Annotated in this window: 21 protein-coding genes; 13 read left to right on the forward strand and 8 right to left on the reverse strand. The window is 36.1% G+C overall.

Features of this window, described 5'->3' with window-relative positions; all coding sequences use genetic code 11:
- Positions 1-442 precede the first annotated feature (442 nt).
- From WAK64_RS17530 to WAK64_RS17550, 5 genes are all read left to right on the forward strand, one after another.
- A complete protein-coding gene (locus tag WAK64_RS17530) occupies positions 443-1,006 on the forward strand; it encodes a hypothetical protein (protein WP_336588300.1) in 564 nt (187 codons plus the stop codon).
- A gap of 79 nt (positions 1,007-1,085) precedes the next feature.
- The gene (locus WAK64_RS17535; RefSeq protein ID WP_336588301.1) at positions 1,086-2,060 is read left to right on the forward strand and encodes a metal-dependent hydrolase; all 975 of its coding nucleotides are present in this window, start codon (positions 1,086-1,088) and stop codon (positions 2,058-2,060) included.
- Positions 2,061-2,589: 529 nt separating this feature from the next.
- Positions 2,590-2,898: an alpha-helical endospore appendage domain-containing protein gene (locus WAK64_RS17540; RefSeq protein ID WP_336588302.1), complete on the forward strand. Its 309-nt coding sequence runs from the start codon at positions 2,590-2,592 to the stop codon at positions 2,896-2,898.
- Between the two features lie 45 nt (positions 2,899-2,943).
- Positions 2,944-3,927 carry a right-handed parallel beta-helix repeat-containing protein gene (locus WAK64_RS17545; RefSeq protein ID WP_336588303.1) on the forward strand — a complete coding sequence of 328 codons (984 nt, stop codon included), beginning with the start codon at positions 2,944-2,946 and terminating at the stop codon, positions 3,925-3,927.
- A gap of 88 nt (positions 3,928-4,015) precedes the next feature.
- Positions 4,016-4,945 (forward strand): right-handed parallel beta-helix repeat-containing protein, encoded by a 930-nt coding sequence (locus tag WAK64_RS17550; RefSeq protein ID WP_336588304.1) that lies wholly within the window; start codon positions 4,016-4,018, stop codon positions 4,943-4,945.
- Between the two features lie 678 nt (positions 4,946-5,623).
- Here WAK64_RS17550 and WAK64_RS17555 read toward each other — a convergent pair.
- Positions 5,624-6,508: a LysR family transcriptional regulator gene (locus WAK64_RS17555; protein WP_336588305.1), complete on the reverse strand. Its 885-nt coding sequence runs from the start codon at positions 6,506-6,508 to the stop codon at positions 5,624-5,626.
- A gap of 98 nt (positions 6,509-6,606) precedes the next feature.
- On the opposite strand from WAK64_RS17555, the gene aroA reads away from it, so the two are divergent.
- Positions 6,607-7,935: a 3-phosphoshikimate 1-carboxyvinyltransferase gene (gene aroA / locus WAK64_RS17560; RefSeq protein WP_336588306.1), complete on the forward strand. Its 1,329-nt coding sequence runs from the start codon at positions 6,607-6,609 to the stop codon at positions 7,933-7,935.
- A 47-nt stretch (positions 7,936-7,982) separates the two neighbouring features.
- Here the strand turns inward: aroA and WAK64_RS17565 are convergent, their stop codons facing one another.
- From WAK64_RS17565 to pxpB, 3 genes are all read right to left on the reverse strand, one after another.
- A complete protein-coding gene (locus tag WAK64_RS17565) occupies positions 7,983-8,717 on the reverse strand; it encodes a 5-oxoprolinase subunit PxpA (protein WP_336588307.1) in 735 nt (244 codons plus the stop codon).
- Positions 8,714-9,670, reverse strand: a complete 957-nt coding sequence (locus tag WAK64_RS17570) for a 5-oxoprolinase subunit C family protein (protein WP_336588308.1) — start codon at positions 9,668-9,670, stop codon at positions 8,714-8,716. Before WAK64_RS17570 ends, WAK64_RS17565 begins: the two co-directional genes overlap by 4 nt.
- 320 nt (positions 9,671-9,990) lie before the next feature.
- Positions 9,991-10,698 carry a 5-oxoprolinase subunit PxpB gene (pxpB, locus tag WAK64_RS17575; protein WP_336588309.1) on the reverse strand — a complete coding sequence of 236 codons (708 nt, stop codon included), beginning with the start codon at positions 10,696-10,698 and terminating at the stop codon, positions 9,991-9,993.
- 130 nt (positions 10,699-10,828) lie between these two features.
- Between pxpB and WAK64_RS17580 the strand changes: the two genes are divergently transcribed.
- Positions 10,829-11,506, forward strand: a complete 678-nt coding sequence (locus tag WAK64_RS17580) for a response regulator transcription factor (RefSeq protein WP_336588388.1) — start codon at positions 10,829-10,831, stop codon at positions 11,504-11,506.
- The gene (locus WAK64_RS17585; RefSeq protein ID WP_336588310.1) at positions 11,503-12,909 is read left to right on the forward strand and encodes a sensor histidine kinase; all 1,407 of its coding nucleotides are present in this window, start codon (positions 11,503-11,505) and stop codon (positions 12,907-12,909) included. Before WAK64_RS17580 ends, WAK64_RS17585 begins: the two co-directional genes overlap by 4 nt.
- A gap of 81 nt (positions 12,910-12,990) precedes the next feature.
- Here WAK64_RS17585 and WAK64_RS17590 read toward each other — a convergent pair whose 3' ends face one another.
- Positions 12,991-13,449 carry an Hsp20/alpha crystallin family protein gene (locus WAK64_RS17590; RefSeq protein ID WP_336588311.1) on the reverse strand — a complete coding sequence of 153 codons (459 nt, stop codon included), beginning with the start codon at positions 13,447-13,449 and terminating at the stop codon, positions 12,991-12,993.
- A gap of 592 nt (positions 13,450-14,041) precedes the next feature.
- Here WAK64_RS17590 and WAK64_RS17595 point away from each other — a divergent pair.
- Together WAK64_RS17595 and odhB are read left to right on the forward strand one after the other, a co-directional pair.
- Positions 14,042-16,867, forward strand: a complete 2,826-nt coding sequence (locus WAK64_RS17595) for a 2-oxoglutarate dehydrogenase E1 component (protein ID WP_336588312.1) — start codon at positions 14,042-14,044, stop codon at positions 16,865-16,867.
- Positions 16,868-16,886: 19 nt separating this feature from the next.
- The gene (gene odhB / locus WAK64_RS17600; protein WP_336588313.1) at positions 16,887-18,122 is read left to right on the forward strand and encodes a 2-oxoglutarate dehydrogenase complex dihydrolipoyllysine-residue succinyltransferase; all 1,236 of its coding nucleotides are present in this window, start codon (positions 16,887-16,889) and stop codon (positions 18,120-18,122) included.
- A 446-nt stretch (positions 18,123-18,568) separates the two neighbouring features.
- Here the strand turns inward: odhB and sda are convergent, their stop codons facing one another.
- Positions 18,569-18,706, reverse strand: a complete 138-nt coding sequence (sda, locus tag WAK64_RS17605; RefSeq protein ID WP_336588314.1) for a sporulation histidine kinase inhibitor Sda — start codon at positions 18,704-18,706, stop codon at positions 18,569-18,571.
- A gap of 816 nt (positions 18,707-19,522) precedes the next feature.
- Between sda and WAK64_RS17610 the strand changes: the two genes are divergently transcribed.
- From WAK64_RS17610 to WAK64_RS17620, 3 genes are all read left to right on the forward strand, one after another.
- The gene (locus WAK64_RS17610; RefSeq protein ID WP_336588315.1) at positions 19,523-19,912 is read left to right on the forward strand and encodes a hypothetical protein; all 390 of its coding nucleotides are present in this window, start codon (positions 19,523-19,525) and stop codon (positions 19,910-19,912) included.
- Positions 19,913-20,203: 291 nt separating this feature from the next.
- A complete protein-coding gene (locus tag WAK64_RS17615) occupies positions 20,204-20,920 on the forward strand; it encodes an endonuclease/exonuclease/phosphatase family protein (RefSeq protein ID WP_336588389.1) in 717 nt (238 codons plus the stop codon).
- A 596-nt stretch (positions 20,921-21,516) separates the two neighbouring features.
- Positions 21,517-23,151, forward strand: a complete 1,635-nt coding sequence (locus WAK64_RS17620; protein ID WP_336588390.1) for an AMP-binding protein — start codon at positions 21,517-21,519, stop codon at positions 23,149-23,151.
- A 157-nt stretch (positions 23,152-23,308) separates the two neighbouring features.
- Here the strand turns inward: WAK64_RS17620 and WAK64_RS17625 are convergent, their stop codons facing one another.
- On the reverse strand, positions 23,309-23,632 hold the full coding sequence (locus WAK64_RS17625; protein ID WP_336588316.1) for an AzlD domain-containing protein: 324 nt from the start codon (positions 23,630-23,632) through the stop codon (positions 23,309-23,311).
- On the reverse strand, positions 23,629-24,354 hold the full coding sequence (locus WAK64_RS17630; protein WP_336588317.1) for an AzlC family ABC transporter permease: 726 nt from the start codon (positions 24,352-24,354) through the stop codon (positions 23,629-23,631). Before WAK64_RS17630 ends, WAK64_RS17625 begins: the two co-directional genes overlap by 4 nt.
- Positions 24,355-24,369 lie beyond the last annotated feature (15 nt).

The raw sequence follows: 24,369 nt of genomic DNA on the forward strand, positions 1-24,369 counted from the left end.
GAAAATTCACTGCCATTAACTAAGGTTATACAAGTATACAAACCCAAAAATAAAAGAAAGGTGAATTTGAGAACTCTCAAATTCACCTTTCTCACTTTTTGAAGCTAGTTATGTCCCAGCCTCATTTTTTATGTAAATATTACTCATGACAAATAAACACCTAACTAAACATAATTTGTAATTTTCCTTTTCCTATTACAATCGAAATCTCATAAAACAAGTAAAAAATAAAAGAATGGTGTAGGGGAAGACAATTTTCTGACGTCTATAAATTAGAAGAGAGGAGAGAATGATGACATTGTGAATTAAATGGAGTGATTTAGTCTTTTTTAGCTATAACGTAATGAAACGATCTTTAGAAGCTACTTGTGAATGAATAGATAATGCGAATAATTCATAACAGAACCACACAATGCATGATTTTATTAAGGAGGAATTTAAGTTGATTAAGAAAGCCATAGCATCATCGTCGCCAGCTTTACGAGTGATGGTAGCTTTTTCAATCTCATTGTTACTCGTTGCTATGTTGATTGCAAAGTTTAAAGGGAAGGAAGTAAATACTTTTATGATAATGGATACTCGAACAGCACACAACTTTCCTTTTGTTGAAGAGACGATGGAGACGATCGATATTAATGAGACGATAACGTTAAACTTTATTACGGATGAAAGTGGGGGTATTTACTATTATTTGTTCGAGGATAAAGAAATATTAACCTATGGAAGTTATAAGGAAAACAATGAGGGAGAAGAAATTATTTTTGGGGGACTAATAAGTGGAACTTCACTTCAAGGGACAGATTATCATTTCTTTTCGGGTTTAATCGATGATAAAGAGATAAAGGAAGTTTCCTTAAATGATCAAACAAACAGTATTAAGCATTACCATTATAATGGTTATCCATTGTTTTATACTACTGAATTAGTAGAGGAATTTGTTATGATTAAAGGCTTTTCTAGTGAAAATGAGATAGTATACGAAAAAGTATACAATCGTTCTGAATAAGGAAAAATGACTTTCTCGAAAGGCGTTACCAATGGGGGAAAAGTACGATAAGAAGAATTTTTATAGGGAGTCGTGTTGAATGAGTATATTGAATGTGATAGGAGAAGTTGGGTACCATGGAGCTGTGGGAGCTTTTGTTGCCTTTCTAGTGTGTTATAAACAAGTCTCACGAAGAAAAGATATGTGGATTTTAATGTTTTTTGGCTTTCTAGCAGGTCTTATCCCAGATTTGTTAACTGTTCTATTAGGCGGGGATATTTATTTTTGGGCACATTCTCTTTTTGTCGTTCCAAGTTTAACTTTAGGTTTGGCAATGATGTCTCGTATTTTTATCACTGGAATTCGTTTTAGCCGACAATGGATGGCATTATTTTTATCTCTCATTATTGGGCACTTAGTAATGGATACACTCGATAATGGAGCGCCCTGGTTATATCCGATTTTTGAATCGAGGGGAACTGGATTTTATTTATTTTCAGGAAATGATTTATTTCTTGCCATCCCATTTTTGATATTCATTGCACTATTGATTTTTTTCCATCCAAAGCAAAGAAAGCTTCAACTTTCAGTATTGATTTTGGGGTTAACGTTAATGATTTTTACATTAGGCTTTAAAGGGTACTCTAAGATGGAAGTTTATCAAGCGTTAGTGGAGGAATACCCTGATTTCGAAATCGTTGTTGAGCCACTAAATGTTACTCCTTTTCAAACTAAACAGTGGACGTTTGTTGCAGAATCAAAGTTTCTTTCGATTGAAGGAGAGGCATCATTTTCTAAAGTAAAGGAGATAAAGCGAAGTGTCCAAACAAATGAAGGGCTTATGCTTTTGTTAAAAGAAGTAAAAATTGAAAATGAAATTTATTATATCTGTAAACCATATATTTTTGATGAAAATTATTTACCCAATAAAAACATTCCTGAGAGCGAGCTAGTCGTCTTTTTAGTCGATGAATCGTCAAGGCAGTCAGAACTTTTAGATAAAGGGAAAAAAGATGAAATATTGAGTCAATTACCTCAAGTGGAACAAGAATTAATTTTATATGAAGCTTTTTGAGTGGTTTTCTGTCAATATAAGTTTAATAGACTGTGAACATCGTTTTATTGGAATAGCTTGTGTAGGTATAAATGGGAATACAGGTACTAGTGAGTTTTTTTGTTTTGAAAAGGTTACAAACGCCGAATAAGACCTAGATGACTTGCATAGGTTATTGATTTAATGTGAAATAGTTTATATAGATGATAGTAAGGTTTAAAAAGCAATGGTACCATATTTTATTAAAAGTCAAGATATTTATTATAATGTATAATAACACTACATTTCTATTTAATGTCAGACATTATGTATATTTGAAAGAATTCACTATATAAGAGGTTTGTATAGGGAAGTTGTCCAATCACTATTATGAAACTTTCATATACTAATAATGGGACTACTGGAAAGGTCCCACAACTCCTTTCGAAAGCTACGTGGAACGGAATACACGTAGCTTTTTTATATTAAGCTAGTTATTTACACAAGCACACTTTGTCTTTCTACATAAAATAATACGAGGAAAAAATAAAAAAGAAAGGAGTTGATTCTGATGGGACAACCTAACTTTCCAGATATGTTTAATAACTTACCAGATTTAGATAAAAATCAAACCCTCTTATTTCTTCTCGCAACCGTTGGGCAAGAAGAGCTCGCTCTCGCCCACATTATGAACGCTGAAGGCGAAAAAATTCAAGCAGCTGTTGTCGCTTTCGAAGATGATTGTTTAACAATCGAAGATTTGCTCGCGGTGAACGATAACGTGAATGAAACGCTTAAGCATGTAATCAAAAAGGAAATGTTACTTCAATTTAAAGTAGAAAATGTCATTGAGCTTTTTGAAACCGTAGAAGATTGCTAGGAATGAACAGTCAAGACAATATCTAATTAGAAAGGAGGGAGAAAAATGACAATTTTTATTGTACCAGATGACTTTCCTACCGTTCAGGCTGTGATTGATAACGGTGTTCCTCCAATTCTTGTATCGGGAGATTCAATTGTAGTAAGAGCTGGGAATTTTCCTTCATTCGAGCTACCGAATCAAGATCAAAATGGAGACCCACTTGAACGTGTTCGAATCGCTGGTTGTGGAATCGGGAAAACCACCTTTTTTGGCGGATTGGCAATTGGTGTTGAAATTCAGGCATTACAGACCTATTTAAAAGACTTTAGTGTACAAGGATATAGTGATGTGGGTTTAAATATAATAAGTGATAACAACGTCGTCCAAAGGATAGAGGCTATGTTTAATGGTGAAGGTTTTAGAATTGTGGGAAGTGATAACACCTTTAGTGAAAATATCGCTAAATCCAATGTTAGTGAAGGATTTCTTATTTCGGGAAATAACAACTGTCTAGTCGAAAATACAAGCAATGAAAATACCGATGGTTATCGTGTGGTCGATGAGAATAATATCCTTGTCGATAATGTAGCAAAACTTAACACAGGATCTGGATTTTTATTGAATACACAGGATGCACAAATCGGAAATTTAACCACACTCGTTGGCAATACAGCGATTAAAAACAATATAGGGATTAACTGCCAAACAGACGATAATATAATTCAAGAAAACAGATGTTGTAATAATACGTCAATCGGGATTGCTATAGTAGGTCCAGAAGGTAATGAGCCAAATGGAAATCGTGTTGACTGGAATATTGTACGTGGAAATGGGATGATGATGCAACCAGATAATGCGGGAATCTTTGTGATTATTGGTGCTGGTACTGTGGAGCCGAATGCGATTACCTTCAATAAATTAAAGCTAAACGAAAACTTCAGCATATTGGATGAAGCAGGTCCTGCAACGCCGAATATTTACAACGGAAATGTGTGTACAGACAACCCAAGTAGTCCACCTGATGCGTGTGATCCAGGGATTAATTAATGTGGGACAAAAGTAGGGCTGTAATCAGCCTACCGAACTTGTGAACTAGTTAACGCACAAATTTTATGAAGAGAGGAGGGGGAAAGATATGCTACGAATTGTACCAACAGTAGCTTTTCCGACGGTACAGGATGCTATTAATGCATCAAGTCCTGGCGACAGTATTAAAATTTTAGCAGGAAAGTTTGATGGATTTGAAGTAACAGTGGAGAATTTAAAAATCTTTGGTTGTGGGATTGGTCGAACAATCATCGATGGTGAGCCAGCGGATATTTTGGGACGGGGAGTTATAGTGAGTGAGAATCAAACAATATTGCAAAAATTCACGGTTCAAGGATTTCCTCTAGATGGTGTTTTTGTGAATTCTAATAATAATATTCTAAAAGATATTGAGTCAAAACTGAATAATGGTCCAACAGCATCTGACGGTATTCAGGTTGGTGGAGACAATAATTTGCTTATTCAGTGTACGACATTGTTTAATGGCGATGATGGATTTGAAGTAAACGCTGCAGAACACAATTGTTTAATAAATTGCTTAGGTGTTACAAATGCAGACAACGGAGTTAATATTACGGGTGGAAGTGAAAATAATAAATTCTTAAAGGTTACATCTGAGAAAAATTTAGGTGAAGGATTTTTTGTGAATTCAGATTTTAATACGCTTTTGAATAATATAATCAGTCAAAACATTACTAGGGGAATACTGGTTGGAGGCGATAGTAATAATAGTATTATAGATAACCTGGTATGTAATAATACTGGGAGTGGTATGGATATTGAAAATAACTCTAATGATAATATCATTGATTCAAACACTGTTAATAATAATGGTACCCAAGCTATAAATGATGGGATTACTGTTCAAGACGGAGCAATTGGCAATACCATTCGCTTTAACAAAGCGAGAAATAACTTTGAGTTTGACATTCAAGCGCTAGGTAATGCTTTTGCCGACAACACCTATGATGGGAACCAATGTGGGGATAGCGATCCTGCTACGATATGTGGTTCTTAAGAAGTAAACCTCTCCAGATAAAGAGAAGTTTGTATTGGTTGGAGCAGACTTACAACTCCGAATATTTACAATGGAAATGTGTGTACAGACAACCCAAGTAGTCCACCAGAAGCGTGTAATCCAGGAATTAATTATTGTAGGACAAAGGTAGGGCTGTAATTAGCCTACCTACTTTGTGAACTAGTACCAAGGGCTAACCCTCCGCCTAAGCAACAGATACGTTCACCTTTCTTGAAGGGTAAAATAAGCGTTATATCAGCTATGATTACACAATCACTATAACAATAAGCCCTATTATGAATGTCAATTATTCAATAAACAAAATTTATCTCACTCCTATTGATAAATCTTTATTAAGAAGTGAGTGAAATAGTGAATTACTGATGAATCAAACTATCTATAGCACCTGGAACTAGATAAAAGACATTACTCCATTCTTACTAATTTGATTCTTTTCACTTGTATTTTTATCTGAAATTGAATTCATTAACAATATTTTATTTAACCATGTTTCTAGCTGAATCGTTATCAATACCATTATGATCATTGTGGGAAGTAGTTCGAACGCTAGTTATTCCTACTATATAGTAGACTTGTTTTTTTACGTATTATTGTTTGTGCCCTTGAAGATTTGCTAGAAAAAGGGTTTTAAAGACACTTATCGTATTAAATGAAACTTTATGCCTTTTGTAATAAGTGCTGATAAAATGCCGACGCAGCAACAGATAGTGGTAGTTCCTTCATCTTTACTAATCCAATCTTTCTATTCACTATTTTTTCTTCTAGCTTTACTTCAAATAGAGTTTGTTTGTCTAGTTCTTGTGTAACGTACTCCTTTGCGACAAAGGCGATTCCCATGCCAATTTTTGCACATTCAATGATTAAATCAACGCTTCCTACTTCAATATCAGGCTTTACTATGAATCCCTGCTTTTGAAATAAATCGTTAAGAAATCTTCTTGAACTACTTGTTTCAGAAAAAGAAATAATAGGGTATTGAAGTAAATCTTTTAAAATAGCTACTTCTTCACTCAATGCTTTGTATTTTTCCCCTACTACAAAAATATTTCTACTTGAAAGAATTTCTGTTACTTCAATTTGTTGATCATGAATCGGTAAATGAATAAAACCGAAATCAATAATCCCACTAGTTAGTTTCTCAATAATGGTAGGGGTAGATCCATGTTGAAGTTTTATGCGGATATCGGGATACAGGTGTTGAAAAGATTGAATGGAAGGGAGTAAAACGTGTTTGCATATAGAGTCACTGCCTCCAATTGTAACAGATCCAGCTTGTAGTTCTCTCATTTCAGTCACTTTTCTTTCTCCGCTATCAATTAAAGAAAAAGCTTGTTCTATGAAGTGAAATAAAGCTTTGCCCTCGTTTGTCATGCTCACTCCTTTTGGTGTTCTAATAAATAGTTGTAGCTGTAATGCTTCCTCTAACTGTTTAATGGAATGACTCACGCTAGGCTGAGTAACATATAGTTTCATTGCGGCTTTGGAGAAGCTTTTTTCTTGGGCCGTTACATAAAAAACTCGATACAATTCTACACTTATCATATAAATACCACCTATACCTATTATTAAATATATTTATTTTATTTATAACATGACCAAAATTATAATGAAAGAATCATATGTGTAGAAGGAGATTAATCATGAAGAAAAATGAAGGTTCCAACACTCGTTCAATAGGTGAGGCGAATACAGTTATCATTTCTCCGCCTAAAAAACGGATGAATGGAACGATAACTATTCCAGGAAGTAAAAGCTTAACCAACCGTGCATTAATTATAAGTGCTTTGGCTCATGGTCCATCAAGACTCTCAGGAATACTAAACAGTGATGATTCGTATTGGTGCATAGATTCATTAAGAAGATTAGGGATTGTCATTCATCAAGAAGAAGATACCGTTTTAATTGAAGGGAAAGGAGGAGAATGGACCTCAGGGAATTTGTATATAGGGTCTGCTGGAACGATTGCAAGGTTTTTACCTGGTGCTTTAGCTATTTCTACAAAAGGAAAATGGGCTATTGAGGCAAGTGAACAGATGAGTAATAGACCCGTAGCTCCTGTTATAGAGGCTTTAAACCAATTAGGGGCAGAAATAGAATACGTGAAAAAACAAGGACATTACCCATTAGCCCTTAAAGGTAAGGGTTTAAAGGGAGGAGAAGTGTCTCTTTCAGGTAAGGTATCAAGCCAATTTATTAGTGGATTACTTATTGCGGCTCCATATGCAAAAAGTCCGATAACGATAAGAATACCGGACTATATTGTCCAACATTCCTATGTAACCTTAACTCTTCAAATGATGGAACAGTTTGGGGCAGACGTCGACTATGATCACACACTTCAAGAAATCAAAGTAAACCCATCAAGTTATTCACCTCAGCAGGTTACATTAGAAGCGGATGCGTCTACCGCATGTTATTTTCTTGCGCTGGCGGCATTGACCAACGGGAGGATACGTATTGATCGCCTTTCATATGGAACAAAACAGCCAGACATACAGATGGTCGACATTTTAGAAAAGATGGGCTGTAAAATTAGAAAAGGTTCATCATTTATTGAGTTACAAGGAGCTCCTCAGTTGAAGGGAGGGTTTGAACTATCAATGAGAGAGCTGTCTGATCAAACGCTGACTCTTGCCGCCATTGCTCCATTTGCCGATGCGCCAATTACGATAAGAGAGGTTGCTCATATACGTCATCATGAATCAAATCGGATAACAGCCATATGTCAATCGCTAACTAAGCTTGGAATTAAAGTAGAAGAATTTGAGGATGGATTAAAAATTTATCCAGGAAAGCCTACTCCATCTCTTTTAGATTCCTACGATGATCATCGTGTCGCAATGTCTCTTGCGCTAATAGGTTGTAGGGTAGAGGGGATTGAAATCAAAAACCCCGGTTGTGTTTCAAAAACATGTCCGAATTATTTTGAAATGCTGGCAAACTTGGGCGTAAGGGTTAAAAAGTCATAACGACCAGAACTAGAGTGACCCGTCTTGTCAAAGGATAGAATCTTACTTCACATAATACGTATTTGATGGTTCCCAAGCTGTTTCCTTAAATATTTTGCAAAGGAAGCAGCTTGAGGCTGGTCACTATGTAAACAAAAGGTATCTCCACTTAATGCTAACTCTGTGTTATCTTCACACATTACTTTCTCTTCTGTAATGACTAACAATAGTTGCTTTAGTGCTTCTTCTTTTCTTGTAATCATTGCATGTTCCTTCTCTCTAGGAACGAGTGACCCGTCTTTCCTGTAAGTTCGATCAGCAAAAACTTCTTTTTTTATTGTAAGTCCAAATGAATTTCCTATCGTGTGCAACTGTCCATAAGGTGGGCAATAAATGGTTAAATGAGGGTCAAAATTGATAATGCTATGACAAAAGGCTTTGGCTAAGTCAACTTCTTCATTTATCATATGGTACAACGCTCCGTGTGCTTTTATATGATGTAGGTGACCTCCTTCGGCTTTGGTGATAGCGAATAATGCCCCGAATTGAAAGAGCAAAAGGCTATATAAATCTTCAGGAGAGATATTTCTTTTTTTTCTTCCGAAATTTTTACGATCGTCCAGCCCAGGATGCCCACCAATCTTAACAGAGTTTTCAAGCGCTAATTTAACTGTTCTTCTCATTGTTTGGTGATCTCCTGCATGAAACCCACAGGCTATATTGGCTGAGGAGATGTATTTCATTAGTTCTTGATCATAAGGAAACCCCTCGGCTATATCGCAATTAATATCGATGAATGTCAAGATAATCCCCCCTTATTAATGTTCATTACGGCCTCAATTTGCCGCTTTATTCGTTCAAGTTGTTGGTAGATACGTAACGCTTCCTCCAATGTTACTTCCTGAAAAGAAATCGTATCACGACGTTTTTTTTGTGCTAAAATGCGGAGGTCACCCGTAATAACGTGAGCGATTTTCGGGTAGCCACCGGTTGTTTGGGCATCACTCAGCAATATAATGGGATTTCCATTAGGAGGCACTTGAATCGTACCTATGGTGACCCCTTCGGTAGGGTAGTGTTTCTTCATTTGCGTTAGAACAGGTTCTCCGTTTAGACGATAGCCCATACGATTAGCTTTAGCAGAAAGCTGATATGGGGTAGATAAAAAAGCATTTTGAGAACACTTAGTAAAATCGTCAAAATGTCTTCCACGGAGAATTCGAATTGAATCTGCCTCAAGGTATTTGAATAAAGCAGGTGAGATTTTTCGTTTAAACAGTTCCTCATCAATCGGAGTGAAAGGTAGAGTATCCCCATTTTGAATCGGCTTTCCATGAAGACCCCCGAAAGCAGAAGGAACGTATGTACTATAACTGTTTAAAATTGGTGAAAGGGTAAATCCCCCTTTTACAGCAAGGTATGCTCGACAGCCTGATATCACTCTTCCAAATGAAATTGAATCGCCTTTTTTAACTAAGTACGGTTTGCCGTTTTCAATGGGAGTAAGGTTAATTTTTGGAGAAAGGTTCCCTCCGCATACACATATTTGTGTTGGAGCGAGAACGTCTATTACGGGACCCATTAAAGTAATTTCTAAGCACGGACAATCGGTGGAGTTATGTAACATAATATTAGCGAGTCCACATGCCCATTCATCCATGGCTCCGCTTTTTGGGACGCCATATTTTCGATAACCAATTCGGCCTAAATCTTGAATGGTGGTAAATAAGCCTGATTTATTTATATAAAAACTCATGGATGCTACCTGCTATTTATCACAATCGATAAGTTCCCATGCCACACTTTTTCATTGTGCGAATGCGAAGAATCTTTAGTGACTCATAAGATGTTATCCTTCGTTTGAGTCTGTATTCTTCTTCCATAATGAAAATTTGGCTTTTGCTACCTGCTATATTCGTAGATTCAAAACATGAGAAGAAATGAATAAAGGAATGGTGGAATTAAATGATAAGTGTTTCTTGGCCTAAATTTGCTTGAATCATTATGAGCAGTGCAAAAGAATAGGTGAATTTGTTTTAATAGCAGACATTTCCTCCTTTCTATCGTACTTCATATTTATGTGTCGTTTCTTGTTGTTAGGTGGTTCAATTTTAGTTTGTACTCGGTTGAAGAAATGGAAGTGAAAACAACGGTATCTCCAGGGCATAAGTAGGATGGAGGGGATTTGCTAGTAATAAATAATGGGACGGGTGTTCGACCGATAATTTGCCACCCACCTGGACTGTCTTCAGGATAAATCCCTGTTTGCGAGCCAGCAATCCCTACAGATCCTGCTTTGACTTTTAACCTAGGATTTGGTTTACGTGAAGCAGATAGTTGAGGTGGTAAACCTATTAAAAAAGGAAACCCAGGCGTAAATCCAATAAAATGAACCGAATAGACTGGCCTTGTGTGTAGTGAGATAAATTCTTCTTTGGATAAAGCTAGCTGGTGACAAAGCTGTTGTAAATCTGGCGCATATTCCTCGTCGTAACACACAGGAATTATTACCTTTCTAGAGTGAGATAAAGTAGAATGGTTGTTAAGTCGTGGCATTGTTTTTAGAATTTCCTCTAGTTCAGCCATTCTATCATGAGATAAGATAGAAGGGGTATAATGGATAGTAATGGATTGATAGGCGGGGACAACTTCCAAAATGATGCTCCCCAACTGTCGCTCAATGTCTTTGGCGATTAACTGCAATAGGGGAAAGGATTCATCCGCTTTGATTTCGAAATGAATGATAATTGCGCTATCCCCCATAAAATGAATTGAATAGTTCACGTTTAAATCCCTCTATTTTTTAGAATATTCGTTTATAAAAGAATACCATAATGAGTGGGAAAAATCATTCCTTACGTTAAGTATAAAATGATGGTTAAGTAGACACTACAGATGAAGCGAGTGAAAGATGATGAAAAGAATACTAATAGTGGAAGATGAAAAGAATTTGGCTAGATTCCTTGAATTAGAGCTCTCATATGAGGGATATCATGTTCAGATTATAAATGATGGTCGTGAAGGAGTAAACATGGCAGTAGCAGAAGACTGGGATGTTATACTATTGGATTTAATGCTCCCGAATATAAATGGGATTGAAGTATGTAGGAGAATTCGGCAAGTCAAATCAACGCCAATCATTATGATTACGGCGCGAGACGGGGTTATGGATCGGGTTTCTGGTCTTGATAGTGGGGCAGATGACTATATTGTCAAACCATTTGCGATAGAAGAACTTTTAGCAAGAATTCGTGCTCTCTTTCGAAGGTTTGAGGGGAATAAAGAAAAACCCCTCTCGCAATTGAGGAATAGAGATTTAGTTCTTGAAAAAGAGTCGAGAATCGTGAAAAAAGACGGTAAAGAGGTTGAACTGACGAAACGAGAGTATGATTTATTATTATCCTTTATGGAAAATGTCAATATTGTTTTAACAAGGGAGCAATTATTAGAAAAAGTGTGGGGGTATGACACCGAGGTGGAGACAAATGTAGTCGATGTCTATGTAAGGTATTTACGAAATAAATTGCATGGAGATAAAGAAGGGCCGTACATCGAAACCGTTCGTGGTACGGGTTATGTGATGAGAAAATGAAGAAGGTGCTTAAGTGGATTAAATCTTCTTCCTTAACGGTCAAATGGACCATTGCATCAGCTAGTGTCATTTTTATTACGTTTACGGTATTTAGCCTTATTCAATATTTATCAATAAAAGATTGGATGTTAACGGAAGAAAAGGTGAGTGTCACTCAAACGCTTAACGAGCTCTCAGTCTTTTATCAACAAAGAGGACCTGTTATTACAAAAGGAGAAATAGTGGAGAGTGAAACGCTTATTCAGCAAATTATTGATCGTAAACAAGCGGTAGTGATTTTTAATTCAAGAGGACAATTATTTCTAAATATTTCATCAACCTCTATTTCACCATCAGAATTACCGGAAATCCCTCTTTCAAAAGAAAAAAATGTTCAATTAATAGAAGTAAATTCAGACCCCTATTACATTGGAACAGGACCCATCATTTCTAATAATTTTAATGGATATATGGTTCTCATCTCTCCATTAGCAAGATATGAAAAAATGATGGCCAATCTTCTTTGGCTAACCGTTGGTCTAGGGATACTTGCGCTTTTAATTAGTGCCCTTGTTGGGTATTTTTTAGCAAAGAGGTTTAGTCGCCCAGTGAAAGACTTAAAGTATACGATTAAACGAATTGAAAGAAATGGATTGCAAGAACGAGTAGAAACGCTTCCTTCACAAGATGAATTAGGTGAACTGCTCATCCTCTTTAATAGGATGATGGAGAAGGTGGAAAGTAGCTTTGATCAGCAACAACAATTTGTTGAAGACGCATCTCATGAGTTGCGAACTCCTTTACAAATCATTGAAGGACATCTCAGGTTGCTACAAAGGTGGGGGAAAAATGACCCGAAAGTGTTAGAAGAATCCTTATTTTCTTCACTAGAAGAATTGCAGCGACTGAAGGAGCTTGTGGAGGATTTATTAGCCTTAACGAAACAAGACGATAAAAGAGAAGAATATTATGCAACAGATATAGTGGACATTATAAATAGGGTAATGGATGACTTTCATGTGCTTTACCCCTCATTTTCGTTTACGGTAGACAAAGAATCTAAACAATATCTAACAGATATATCACCGCGGCATTTTGAACAACTTTTGATTATTTTACTAGACAATGCTGTTAAATACTCGGAACAACGAAAAGATATTGTGATTACGATAAAACAAAACAGCGGGAAGGTCCTCATTTTGATAAAAGATTTTGGAATGGGTATACCGGCTAATGATATTCCGAAAGTGTTTCATCGGTTTTATCGAACAGATAAATCAAGGAGTCGAGAACGAGGTGGGAATGGTCTAGGGCTAGCTATCGCAAAGAGAATTATTAGTCGCTATAGTGGAGAAATTCACATCTCAAGTGAAGAGAACAAAGGAACAGAGGTTTTAATTAAACTAAATGAGGGAAAAAGCTGAGAAGGATGAGACAAACTTCTCAGTTTTTTGGTTTTATTAAACTAGACCTTATATTGTTTCTAAAAGAAATCCTATGGAAGGTTACTTTCTCCTTATAATATCGATTTCAGTGTACTCAATTTCCTTTAGTTTTAATAATCTAATTTCAAGCATTCCCTCTTTATATTGAGCGTAGGTTCCTTTTTTACGAACGGGTGAAGGGAGGGGAATGGTATGTCTTTCATCTGAGAAACCAGTTGATATGGAAATGGAATGTGACGTGTGAGAAATTTTTGTGTTTTTCACTTCCTCTTCGTCTATCTCCAAGCGAAGAAAGATAAAATCAAAGGTTTCGTATATATTGAGCGGAACACCTTCATTAGCTTGAGTGTCATCCGAGTTCGTATCTGATGTTGTATTTGATTGTCCATGGTTTTGTGCATGTAAAGCAGAATCTATAATATTTTGAACATATTGCTCAATATCGTCTGCTTTGAAGGAAGGAAAACCATTTTTTTGACCATTTTTTAAATTAGGGAATAACATGTTCCATGGAAACATCTTCTTCGTCACATCCTTCGAACATCTGAAAGAAGTTTCTCTTTAATAAAATGTACGGTTTAAAGATTCCCTAACGAAAAATCTATAAACCTTGTCGTAATTTTCTCCGCTATATACCCATGATATGCCCAATTGAAAATGGATGTTCATTTGTAGAGAAGAATAATGGGCAAAATGACCAAAAAAAATTGTAGAAAAATTGTTGAAAACAGAAAAAAATATTTGGTTTTTTTAGACAGTAGTAGTAAGATGGTTAATGAAAATGAATTGATACGTTGCTTACGTTTTTTTGGAAAAGGAAGCGCTTTATTATTTGTTATTTCAGAATAGTCTAGCGGATATTTTAAAACCTTCATTATATGATGGATTTATTGAGTATAATGAGCAAATGAAATAGCCTAATCATCAAAAATTTATGAAATTTACTTTAAAGTCTTTTCCTTCCTACAAACGAGTGATAAAATGGCAATGTAAGCGTTTCATTTCTTCTATTGCTATAATATTTTTATTATTTGAATTGTGAAAAAAAGAGAATAAATGGAACCCATAATGAATAGAGAAAAATGGGGCAATATCGTTGGAGGTTTTACACATGAAAAAGCATTCGAACCAAGTGGATCCATGGAAACAATTTTCTGGACCAAACCTTGGTTACGTCATGGATGTATATGAACAATTTCAACATGATCCTGAAAGTGTTGATGCAGAATTGCAAGAACTATTTAAACAATATGGTTCTCCAATGCAATCAAATGGAATCAGCTCTCTTGAAACAGAGAGAGAGGCAGCTATTTCACCTTCGTCTTTTTCAAAAGTAGTAGCAGCTGTTCAATTAGCGGATAATATTCGTACATATGGTCATTTAGCAGCAGATATTAATCCGTTAAAAACGAGAAAGCTTGATACGAGAAGAATTGAGCTTGATACGTTTAATTTAACCGAAGAAGACTTAAAACATGTACCTGTTCAATATATTTGTCCAGATGCACCATCACACGTCCAAAATGGACTTGATGCGATCAATCATTTAAAAGAAGTTTATACAAATAAAATGGCATTTGAATATAGTCATGTTCATGAACTTGAAGAGAAAAAATGGCTGCGTCAAAAAATTGAGTCTGGTTCAATCAATTTAAACCTTATGAAAGACGAAAAGCTTAACCTATTAAAACGTTTATCAGAGGTAGAAGGCTTTGAGAATTTTGTACATAAAACGTTTGTAGGTCAAAAGCGCTTTTCAATTGAAGGCTTAGATTCAATGATCCCATTATTAGACCAATTAGTTCAACATTCCGTAGAAAAAGGAGCCAAGACCGTAAATATTGGAATGGCTCACCGTGGACGTTTGAATGTGCTTGCTCATGTGATAGGCAAACCGTACGAAATGATTTTCGCAGAGTTTCAGCATTCTCCGAGTAAAGACTTAATCCCTTCAGAAGGTTCCATCGGAATAACGTATGGCTGGACGGGAGATGTGAAATATCATTTAGGTGCAGATAGACAAATCAAAGGTGCTAATACCGCTCGAGCGCGTATTACCCTTGCAAATAATCCGAGTCATTTAGAGGTAATCAGCCCGATTGTTGCAGGCTATACAAGAGCTGCACAAGAAGAGAGGGAAGGGGTTGGCTACCCAACTCAATCATCAGAATCATCTTATGCGATCATGATTCATGGAGATGCTGCTTTTCCTGGACAAGGAATTGTTGCAGAAACGTTTAACTTTAGTGGTTTACGTGGATATTCAACAGGAGGTTCTATCCATCTTATTGCAAACAATATGATTGGATTTACAACTGAGAGTTATGATTCACGTTCAACGAAATACTCATCCGATACTGCGAAAGGATTTGAAGTTCCAATTATCCATGTTAATGGAGATGATCCGGAAGCATGCTTGGCAGCTGCTGTATTAGCATATGAGTATCGAGAAACGTTTAAAAAGGACTTTGTCATTGATTTAATTGGCTATCGTCGTTTTGGTCATAACGAAACGGATGAGCCAATGGTAACAAACCCTTTAATGTATAGCATTATCTCGAATCACCCGACGGCAAAATCACTATATGCTAATAAATTGAAAAACGAAGGAATTGTTACAGACGAAGAAATCGCGAAATTAGAAAAAGAAATTCGAGAAACTCTTCAAAGCGCTTTTGATAAAGTGCCGAAAAAGGAAGATGATCCGGATATCGTAATGAATCCGCCTGAAATTGTATCGAATGGGTTATCGAATGTTGATACGAGTATAGATACAATAGAATTAAAACAAATAAATGAAAAGCTTTTAACATGGCCAGCCAATATCAAAGTCTTTAAGAAACTTGAACGAATACTAAATCGCAGAAAAGAGCCATTTGAAGGTAAAGGGAAAATCAATTGGGCTCATGCTGAAACATTAGCCTTTGCAGGTATTTTAAAGGACGGAACTCCGATTCGTTTATGTGGGCAAGACTCTGAAAGAGGAACATTTGCGCAACGTCACCTTGTTTTACATGATGTAGAAACAGGGGAAGAATATATTCCACTTCATCATATCGATGGTGGTAAGGCATCCTTTGTTGTTCACAACAGTCCATTAACAGAATCAGCCGTTGTTGGATATGAATATGGGTACAACGTATTTGCTCCAGAAACATTAGTATTGTGGGAAGCTCAGTTTGGTGATTTTGCTAACATGGCTCAAGTTATGTTTGATCAATTTATCTCATCTGGTAGAGCGAAATGGGGTCAAAAATCTGGACTCGTTATGCTATTACCACATGGTTATGAAGGGCAAGGGCCTGAGCATTCCTCAGGACGAGTTGAGCGTTTTCTACAATCTGCAGCGGAAAACAACTGGACTGTTGCAAATGTTTCAACGGCAAGCCAATACTTTCATATTTTACGAAGACAAGCGGCCATTCTCCAAAAAGAAGAGGTTAGGCCACTTATCATCATGACACCGAAAAGCTTACTTCGTAATACACTAGCTTCTGCAACACCCGAACAATTATCAACGGGTCGTTTCCAGCCAGTACTGGAGCAAGAAGGATTAGGTGACAATGTAGAGTCAGTGGAAAGAATTGTTTTATGTACAGGTAAAATTGGCATTGAGCTTGAAGAAAAACTAGCATCTGGAGAGGACCGTGATTGGCTACACATCGTAAGAGTTGAAGAAATTTATCCTTTCCCTCAAAAACAGGTATCGGATATTCTTAAGCGCTACCCGAATGTAAACGAGGTTGTTTGGGTACAAGAAGAGCCAAAAAATATGGGTGCATGGACGTTTGTTGAGCCATATTTGAATGAATTAGCTTCTGCTTCAATCGATGTTTCGTATATCGGGCGTCGAAGACGTTCAAGTCCGTCAGAAGGAGAGCCGACGGTACACAAAAAAGAACAAAATAGAATATTACAGGAAGCTTTAAACCGTTAAGTTAGAGGAGGATATGAAAGTGGCAGAAATTAGAGTTCCAGAACTGGCAGAATCAATTACGGAAGGTACGATCGCTCAATGGGTGAAAAAGCCAGGTGATATGGTTGAAAAAGGTGAATATATCGTAGAGCTAGAAACAGATAAAGTAAATATCGAAGTTATTTCTGATGAAGCAGGCGTATTAACAGAATTAAAAGCAGTAGAAGGTGATACTGTAGAGGTGGGCCAAGTCATTGCTTTAGTCGGTGAAGGGTCTCCTGAAGTGGAGAAAGCGGAACCAGTAGTTGTAGAAACTGAAAAACAGGATTCTCCAGCAGTTAGCAGTGAGCCAGAAGTAGAAGTAAACGAAAATGGAAAACGTCCAATTGCATCTCCTGCTGCAAGAAAACTTGCCCGTGAGAAGGGAATTGATTTATCAGAAGTACCAACGGTTGATCCATTAGGGCGCGTTCGTAAACAGGACGTAGATTCATTTGATAAGCAACCAAAAGCGGTTCAAGAGCCACAAAAGCAGGAATCAAGCCCTGCACCTGCTCCAAAACAAGTAGATACAAAACCGGTTGTTCGTGAAAAAATGTCTCGTCGTCGTCAAACGATTGCGAAAAGACTTGTTGAGGTTCAACAAACTGCCGCTATGTTAACGACCTTTAATGAGATTGATATGACGAATGTAATGGAGCTAAGGAAGCGAAAAAAAGATAAATTCTTTGAGGATCATGATGTACGATTAGGATTTATGTCCTTCTTTACAAAAGCAGTTGTAGCAGCGTTAAAACAATACCCTTACGTAAACGCAGAAATTCAAGGCGATGAAATTGTTTTAAAGAAATTTTATGACGTCGGCGTTGCGGTTTCGACAGAAGATGGGCTTGTCGTACCGGTTGTCCGTGATTGTGACCGGAAAAATTTTGCTGAAATTGAAGGTGAGATTGTCGGTCTTGCTACAAAAGCAAGAGATAATAAACTGGCATTAAGTGATCTTCAAGGAGGAAGCTTTACCATTACAAATGGTGGCGTATTCGGTTCATTATTGTCTACACCAATTTTAAATGGACCACAGGTAGGAATACTTGGTATGCATACGATTCAGCTTCGCCCTGTTGCGATTGACAAAGAGCGCATGGAGAACCGTCCAATGATGTATGTGGCCCTATCCTATGACCATCGTATTATCGATGGAAAAGAAGCGGTTGGCTTTTTAGCAAAAGTGAAGTCACTTCTAGAAAACCCTGAAGACCTACTGCTTGAAGGATAATAGGTTATTCGAATTCCTGATGCAATATTCACGTGCAAAGGAAGAAAACACTAGAATTTTTTAATTCTAGTGTTTTTATTTTACTTAAAATAAACGTTTCATATTAGATTGTTGATTAAACTTGAAATATGGAGGGCATTTAAACCTTATGCACGTAAATATTTTTTTATGAGAAGAATCAAGTAAGGATCTGTGCGAGTAGTTATTTAAATTGCGTTAGGGAAACTTTTTTTAGTATCTGCATAAATTATAAGTAACAGTATGTATTAGGAGGGACTCATTTTGTCACCAAAAAATGCTAAAAAAATGTTAATGTACAGTCACATTTTCCATGCGCTAGGCATTTTATCAAATAAAGATATGGAAAAACTAAAAAATAAGAAAGAGCACGTGTAAAGACGCTTGGCATAGCCAAACGTCTCAGTTTTTATTCTTTATCGACTGATTTATACGCTTTTAAATGGTTTTAATCCCCTTTGGCGTAGTTCCTTTTTTAACAATTGTATCCAATCTTTCTCTTGACCATGAGTTTTCGCGTCCCGGTAGGCTGCAACCAGCTGTTCATTACTTAAAATCTTCATCATCAACCTCCTCGGTAATAAAAATATTGAAAAATTCAATATTTTCTATTTATTTTACACTGTATTGTTTACGGTGAAAAGTCCTTATTTATAATTTCTTTTAAACGATTCATTAATTGAAGGGAGAAATAGGAATTTAGCAATAAGGACTGCCTTTATGAATGATAAGAAACATGGTCAGCTATTGTGACTTTTTACTTAATGAATTTCCATATTCTAATGAAACGTACAAGTGCATTTGTTTTCTTTCATTTATTTTTCAATGGTTTTTCAAAAAATGGGTGCTGTTCGTTTTCTGTTGTTATATATACAGCAAATCCAACATAAGATAGTCTTCTGACACATTGAAAAGAATCCTCTCGGTGAACGAATAGTGTATTGCTTTTCTTCAAAGTAAGGTATAACTTTGGACAAATAAACTATTACTGAGATTTTGAGATTACTTGACCGGAACTAGAGTTAGGCACTTAAACATGACTCTCTTATAGTGTAGAAATGAAGCATACTGTAAATAAAAATGAAGTATTTCAGAGGATTTGTGACTTAAAATGACAAAAAAACAAAATATTTTAATAATCGGGTAATTTGATAGTTGATATTATATTAAAAAAATGGGAAAATATGCATTGTACGGATTTAAATTCATGTAGAAGAAAATATTTCTTAACACCATTGAATGAGCGCTTGATCAAAGTGAACAGTAAACTCATTCACTTATAAAAAATTCCTCATTAGATTATACATAAAATATACGAAGGATTATTAGTTCAACAAAATATAAATCTGAAAAAAGATAATAGAAGGGTAGCGGAGGATGACATGGAGATACCAGTTAGCGTAAGACTCGATTATTGGAATGGAAAGGCTGTTACATCTGGATGGGAAAGACTAGATGTTGTTGTTAAGTTCAAGGAAAAGGGAAATTTATTTAGAACAAAACTTTGTAAAACCATTGCAACAAAATTTAATTATGTTCATGCAGGTTTGCTTCAAAATGAAAATAATCGTTATGAAACAGAAGATGAATATTATGAAGAAGTAGAGTACTATTTAAACAGTCAAGAGTCAGTGATAAAGGTAGCGGAGGAAATGATCAATAAGTACTTTGAAGATCACCAAGAGAAAGATGGTCATGGCTACGAAATAAAAGAAATTACGAGAAAGATAAATAAGTTTCCAAAACTGAAAGTCAATGTTAAAGTACAATAAGCCTATTACCGATAGGTAGATGAAAAAGCAAGCTTGATACTTTTCCGTATGTCATAATTAGTCTTCTATCAACAAGCTTTGAAGCAAGGCTAACTATTAAACTAGAAATTATTGGAGATGAATAGATTTCTTTTGTTAAGATTCACCCCTTAGATAATGTAGAAATAAATATTTTTTCATCGATAAAGGGACGGTTTGCTTTATTTATAAGGTATTCGTACAAGCAATCTCTCTTTTCTTACATATAATACAGTGAGAATGTAAGAGAAGAGGGAATTTAAATTGAAGGTTATGACTTTTAACATATTAGCTGATGGCAGTACTTGGAGATATCGTAGAAGTGGGATAATTAGAAAAATCCTTGAAATTAATCCTGATATTATGGGTTTGCAGGAAGCCATGCCGATGCAAAGAAATAACTTGGAAGAAGGTCTTTCGGCCGACTATGAATTAATTGAGTTTTCTATACCTGTCAATTACGGAAACGTAATGTTCATTAAGCGAAACGAATTTACCGTGTTAGACTCAGGGTTCGTTGAGGCTGCGGAATGTGGTAATATGCGTTATATTACATGGCTACTGTTAAGAGAAGAGAGTTCTGGTGGAGAATTTTACATTTATAATAACCATTATTGTGTGAGTCCAATGGTAAGTAAAGAGACTCACTCCATCGAACTAGTTGGCTTAATTGAGCAGCACCAAGATCAAGCTGGGATGAATGAACGTGCTACAATAGTGGTAGGGGATTTTAATTCGACTCGTAATAATCGAATTATGGAATATTTGATTGACCAAGTCCCAATCGGAGGAGCATCAAATCCGTTAAACCTTGTTGACACTTGGGAGGTCATATACCCAACTACGCCAAAACCAGCTACAACAGAACGCGGAGTAGCTATTGATTGGATCCTTACAATGTCTGGTATGACCATAGTAGACGCTTCAATCGGTGATTCGGATGGATATTCAGATCATTATCCTGTAACGGCGGACGTAACGTTATCCTAAACCATTTATGTACAAGACTACTATTGGTTGCCTATCTCGTACAAAGTGTGGGAAAAATGTGTATGTATGGTTCGTAAGAAGCGGTAAAATTGCTTTAAATTTTCCAGTGTAAACAAAATTTAACATTCTAATAAAAAACGTGTGAAGAAGAATAATATCCTTCTTCACACGTTTTTTATTGTGTATAGAGAGGACTATTCGCTTATATAAAGAGTGAGATGATACCATTTGTCGAGTCATAAGTTGTTAATGGTTCTTATTGACGATTATTACTCTAGTTAACAGTATGAACCTATCTCCTGTTACGTTATGTACTAATATTTTCAGTTAGACTCCTGAAAAATAAAAAGCTTCCATTATGAAACGTACCACTAAAGGCTTATAAGAAAAGTATCGTTTACGTATCCTTCTTTAGTCTTGTAGAAACCTAAATGTAAAAAATGGATCAAAGTCCATAATGAGGGAAACAATCAATATTACATATTTTGACATAATTCTCTCTAACCGTATGATAGGATGGCTAGGAAGAGTCTATGCAGGAAGTTGCCCGGACTGCTTTACTATCTTTTACATAGGAGGGATTATACTTGAAAGATTTGTTAAGAACGACAGTAGGTCAACTATTAGAAGAAAAAGCGATAGCTTCTAAAGATGATTTGGCCGTTGTATATTCTGAAGAAAAAATAAAGTGGCGTTACGGAGAGTTTAATGAAATTTGTCGGCAAGTAGCAAAAGGTTTTCAACAGATGAATATTACTCATGGCGATCACCTAGCCGTTTGGGCTACGAATCGACCAGAATGGTTAATCACGCAATTTGCTAGTAGTAAGATAGGGGCCGTACTTGTGACGGCTAATACAAATTATCAAAGGGCTGAAATAGAGTATTTATTGAAGCAGTCTAATTCATCCTCTCTAATCTTAATCGAATCTTTTAAGTCCACCTCGTATATTGATATATTGTATGATATTTGTCCAGAATTAAAAGACTGTCAACCTGGTGAATTAAAAAGTAAGCGTTTACCTAAACTGAAAAATGTCATAATTCTTAGTGAAAAAAGTTATCCAGGGGTATTTAATTGGAATGACATAATGGAAAAAGGAAAAAAAGGCTCAGATGAAGAGCTTGATCAAATTATGTCTAATTGTCATCCAGACGACGTGATTAATATGCAATACACTTCTGGAACGACTGGATTTCCTAAAGGGGTTATGCTCACACACAGCAATATTATTAATAATGCTTATAATATTTCAAAATGTATGAGACTGACAAAGGATGATCGTCTTTGTATTCCCGTTCCATTCTTTCATTGTTTTGGCTGTGTGTTAGGAACCTTAGCCTGTGTGACGGTAGGGGCAACAATGGTTCCTTTGGAGACATTTTCTCCTGAAAAAGTATTAGAAATTGTAGAAAAAGAAAAGTGTACAGCCCTTCATGGTGTCCCGACGATGTTTATCGCTGAACTGAATTCTCCACAATTTGATCAGTTTGATATTAGCTCGCTAAGAACTGGGATTATGGCAGGTGCTAATTGCCCGATTGAAATAATGAAGGGTGTCATAGACAAGATGGGCGCCGAGGAGATTACGATTGCCTATGGACAGACAGAGGCATCTCCCGTCATTACCCAAACAAGGCCGAATGATCCAATCGAACTTCGTGTTGAGTCAGTTGGAAGAGCTTTGCCAAATGTAGAAGTGAAAATTGTCATCCCAGGAACAAGCCAAGAAGTAAAGCAAGGTGAACAAGGAGAGTTGTGTACTAGAGGGTATCATGTCATGAAAGGCTATTATCAAAATGCGGATGCAACGGCAGAAGCGATTGATGAAGAGGGTTGGCTGCATACGGGAGATTTAGCTGTAATGGACCAAAATGGGTATTGTCGAATTACGGGAAGATTAAAGGATATGATTATTCGCGGTGGTGAAAATATTTATCCGCGCGAAATTGAGGAATTTTTATACCAGCATCCAAAGGTATTAGATGTGCAGATCATTGGAGTTCCATCCAACGTATATGGAGAAGAAGTGATGGCATGGGTCGTGTTAAAAGAGGGTGAAACAGCGACGGTAGAAGAAATTCAGACATATTGTAAAGGGAAAATTTCAAAGCATAAAATTCCAAAATTTATTGAATTTGTCGATTCGTACCCGATGACGGCTTCTGGAAAAATCCAAAAGTTTAAACTTAGGGAAATGGCTGAAAAAAAGACACTTACAACGAAATAAAAGAGGGAAAGGAAAAAATGAGAATGCAAATACGTATTCTCATTTTTTCCATGAAAATTACATTCAAGCAATCTACAAAACAAGTTAACTAAATGTTGTCTAGAATAGATTGTTGAATAAAAACAATGTTTAGTAAGAAGTTACTAATACCTTTATATTAGAAAAAATATCGTATAGAAGCCATGCAGATTATTCCCACCAGTACTGTAACAGACAAACTCTTAGTCCACAAAGCGATAATAAGCGTTGGTATTATCGCGAATAAGATACTCCAGTTAATGGATAGGAAGGGTCCGTCTTCGATAATAAAACTACTTATGATAAGGCCAGTAAAAATACAGATAGGGATAAATGAAAGCCACTTAGATACAACGTCAGGAAGGTCTATATTCCTTACAAAAATAAATGGGATCACTCTTGGAATAAAAGTGACAATTGCACAACCTAATATAATGAGAAAAATAGAAAGATTTATACTCATTTGTCTTTTAACACTCCAATCGTTGCAACGGTAACGGTTGAAATTATAATCGCAATATAGGAAGGAACAAACATACATAAAACGAACATTGTTATGGCTACGTATAAAATTAATGATAAATAAAGAGATAATTTACCTCTTTTACTATTCTCTAATTGCAGTACAAGTAATGCCAAAAACATTGCGGTTAAAGCGAAATCTAATCCATATATTTCTGGATTAGCGATCCATTTTCCAAATACTGCCCCCACCAAACAGGATAAAACCCAACATATATAGGCCATTACATTCAATCCATTCATCCAGTCGGCATTGATTTTATCGCCTTTAGCAATTTTATTTGCCGCAACACCAAAGGATTCATCCGTAACAAGAGCCCCAATTCCGATATTTTGCATTAATGAATACTTTTTAAAGTGTGGTGCTAATGTCATACTTAATAAAAAATTTCGTAAGTTCACGATAAATGTTGTGAATAGAATGACAGAAAAAGGACTTCCCGCCACTAACAATGCACAAATAATAAACTGAGAGGCTCCTGCAAATACTAACCCTGATAATAGACCAACTTCAATTATACTTAAGCTTGAAGAAGTTCCAACAATACCTGCGGCAATTCCAATACTAATGTAGCCCATTAAAGTGGGAATACAATCTTTTACACCGTGAATAAATGTATAAGGTTTTTCTTCCACTTTAAAATCACTTAATAATTCATTCATTATGTCCCTTCTTTC

The sequence above is a fragment of the Bacillus spongiae genome (assembly GCF_037120725.1).
GTDB lineage: Bacteria > Bacillota > Bacilli > Bacillales > Bacillaceae_K > Bacillus_CI > Bacillus_CI spongiae.

Excerpts from the sequence above, each read along its gene's own strand:
- WAK64_RS17545 (WP_336588303.1), top strand. The coding sequence starts at position 2,944 with ATGACAATTTTTATTGTACCAGATGACTTTCCTACCGTTCAGGCTGTG.
- WAK64_RS17615 (WP_336588389.1), top strand. The coding sequence starts at position 20,204 with ATGACTTTTAACATATTAGCTGATGGCAGTACTTGGAGATATCGTAGA.
- WAK64_RS17540 (WP_336588302.1), top strand. The coding sequence starts at position 2,590 with ATGGGACAACCTAACTTTCCAGATATGTTTAATAACTTACCAGATTTA.
- WAK64_RS17595 (WP_336588312.1), top strand. The coding sequence starts at position 14,042 with ATGAAAAAGCATTCGAACCAAGTGGATCCATGGAAACAATTTTCTGGA.
- WAK64_RS17585 (WP_336588310.1), top strand. The coding sequence starts at position 11,503 with ATGAAGAAGGTGCTTAAGTGGATTAAATCTTCTTCCTTAACGGTCAAA.
- WAK64_RS17555 (WP_336588305.1), bottom strand. The coding sequence starts at position 6,508 with ATGATAAGTGTAGAATTGTATCGAGTTTTTTATGTAACGGCCCAAGAA.
- WAK64_RS17630 (WP_336588317.1), bottom strand. The coding sequence starts at position 24,354 with ATGAATGAATTATTAAGTGATTTTAAAGTGGAAGAAAAACCTTATACA.
- WAK64_RS17590 (WP_336588311.1), bottom strand. The coding sequence starts at position 13,449 with ATGTTTCCATGGAACATGTTATTCCCTAATTTAAAAAATGGTCAAAAA.
- sda (WP_336588314.1), bottom strand. The coding sequence starts at position 18,706 with ATGATGAAGATTTTAAGTAATGAACAGCTGGTTGCAGCCTACCGGGAC.
- WAK64_RS17550 (WP_336588304.1), top strand. The coding sequence starts at position 4,016 with ATGCTACGAATTGTACCAACAGTAGCTTTTCCGACGGTACAGGATGCT.
- WAK64_RS17535 (WP_336588301.1), top strand. The coding sequence starts at position 1,086 with ATGAGTATATTGAATGTGATAGGAGAAGTTGGGTACCATGGAGCTGTG.
- aroA (WP_336588306.1), top strand. The coding sequence starts at position 6,607 with ATGAAGAAAAATGAAGGTTCCAACACTCGTTCAATAGGTGAGGCGAAT.
- WAK64_RS17610 (WP_336588315.1), top strand. The coding sequence starts at position 19,523 with ATGGAGATACCAGTTAGCGTAAGACTCGATTATTGGAATGGAAAGGCT.
- WAK64_RS17625 (WP_336588316.1), bottom strand. The coding sequence starts at position 23,632 with ATGAGTATAAATCTTTCTATTTTTCTCATTATATTAGGTTGTGCAATT.
- WAK64_RS17570 (WP_336588308.1), bottom strand. The coding sequence starts at position 9,670 with ATGAGTTTTTATATAAATAAATCAGGCTTATTTACCACCATTCAAGAT.
- WAK64_RS17580 (WP_336588388.1), top strand. The coding sequence starts at position 10,829 with ATGAAAAGAATACTAATAGTGGAAGATGAAAAGAATTTGGCTAGATTC.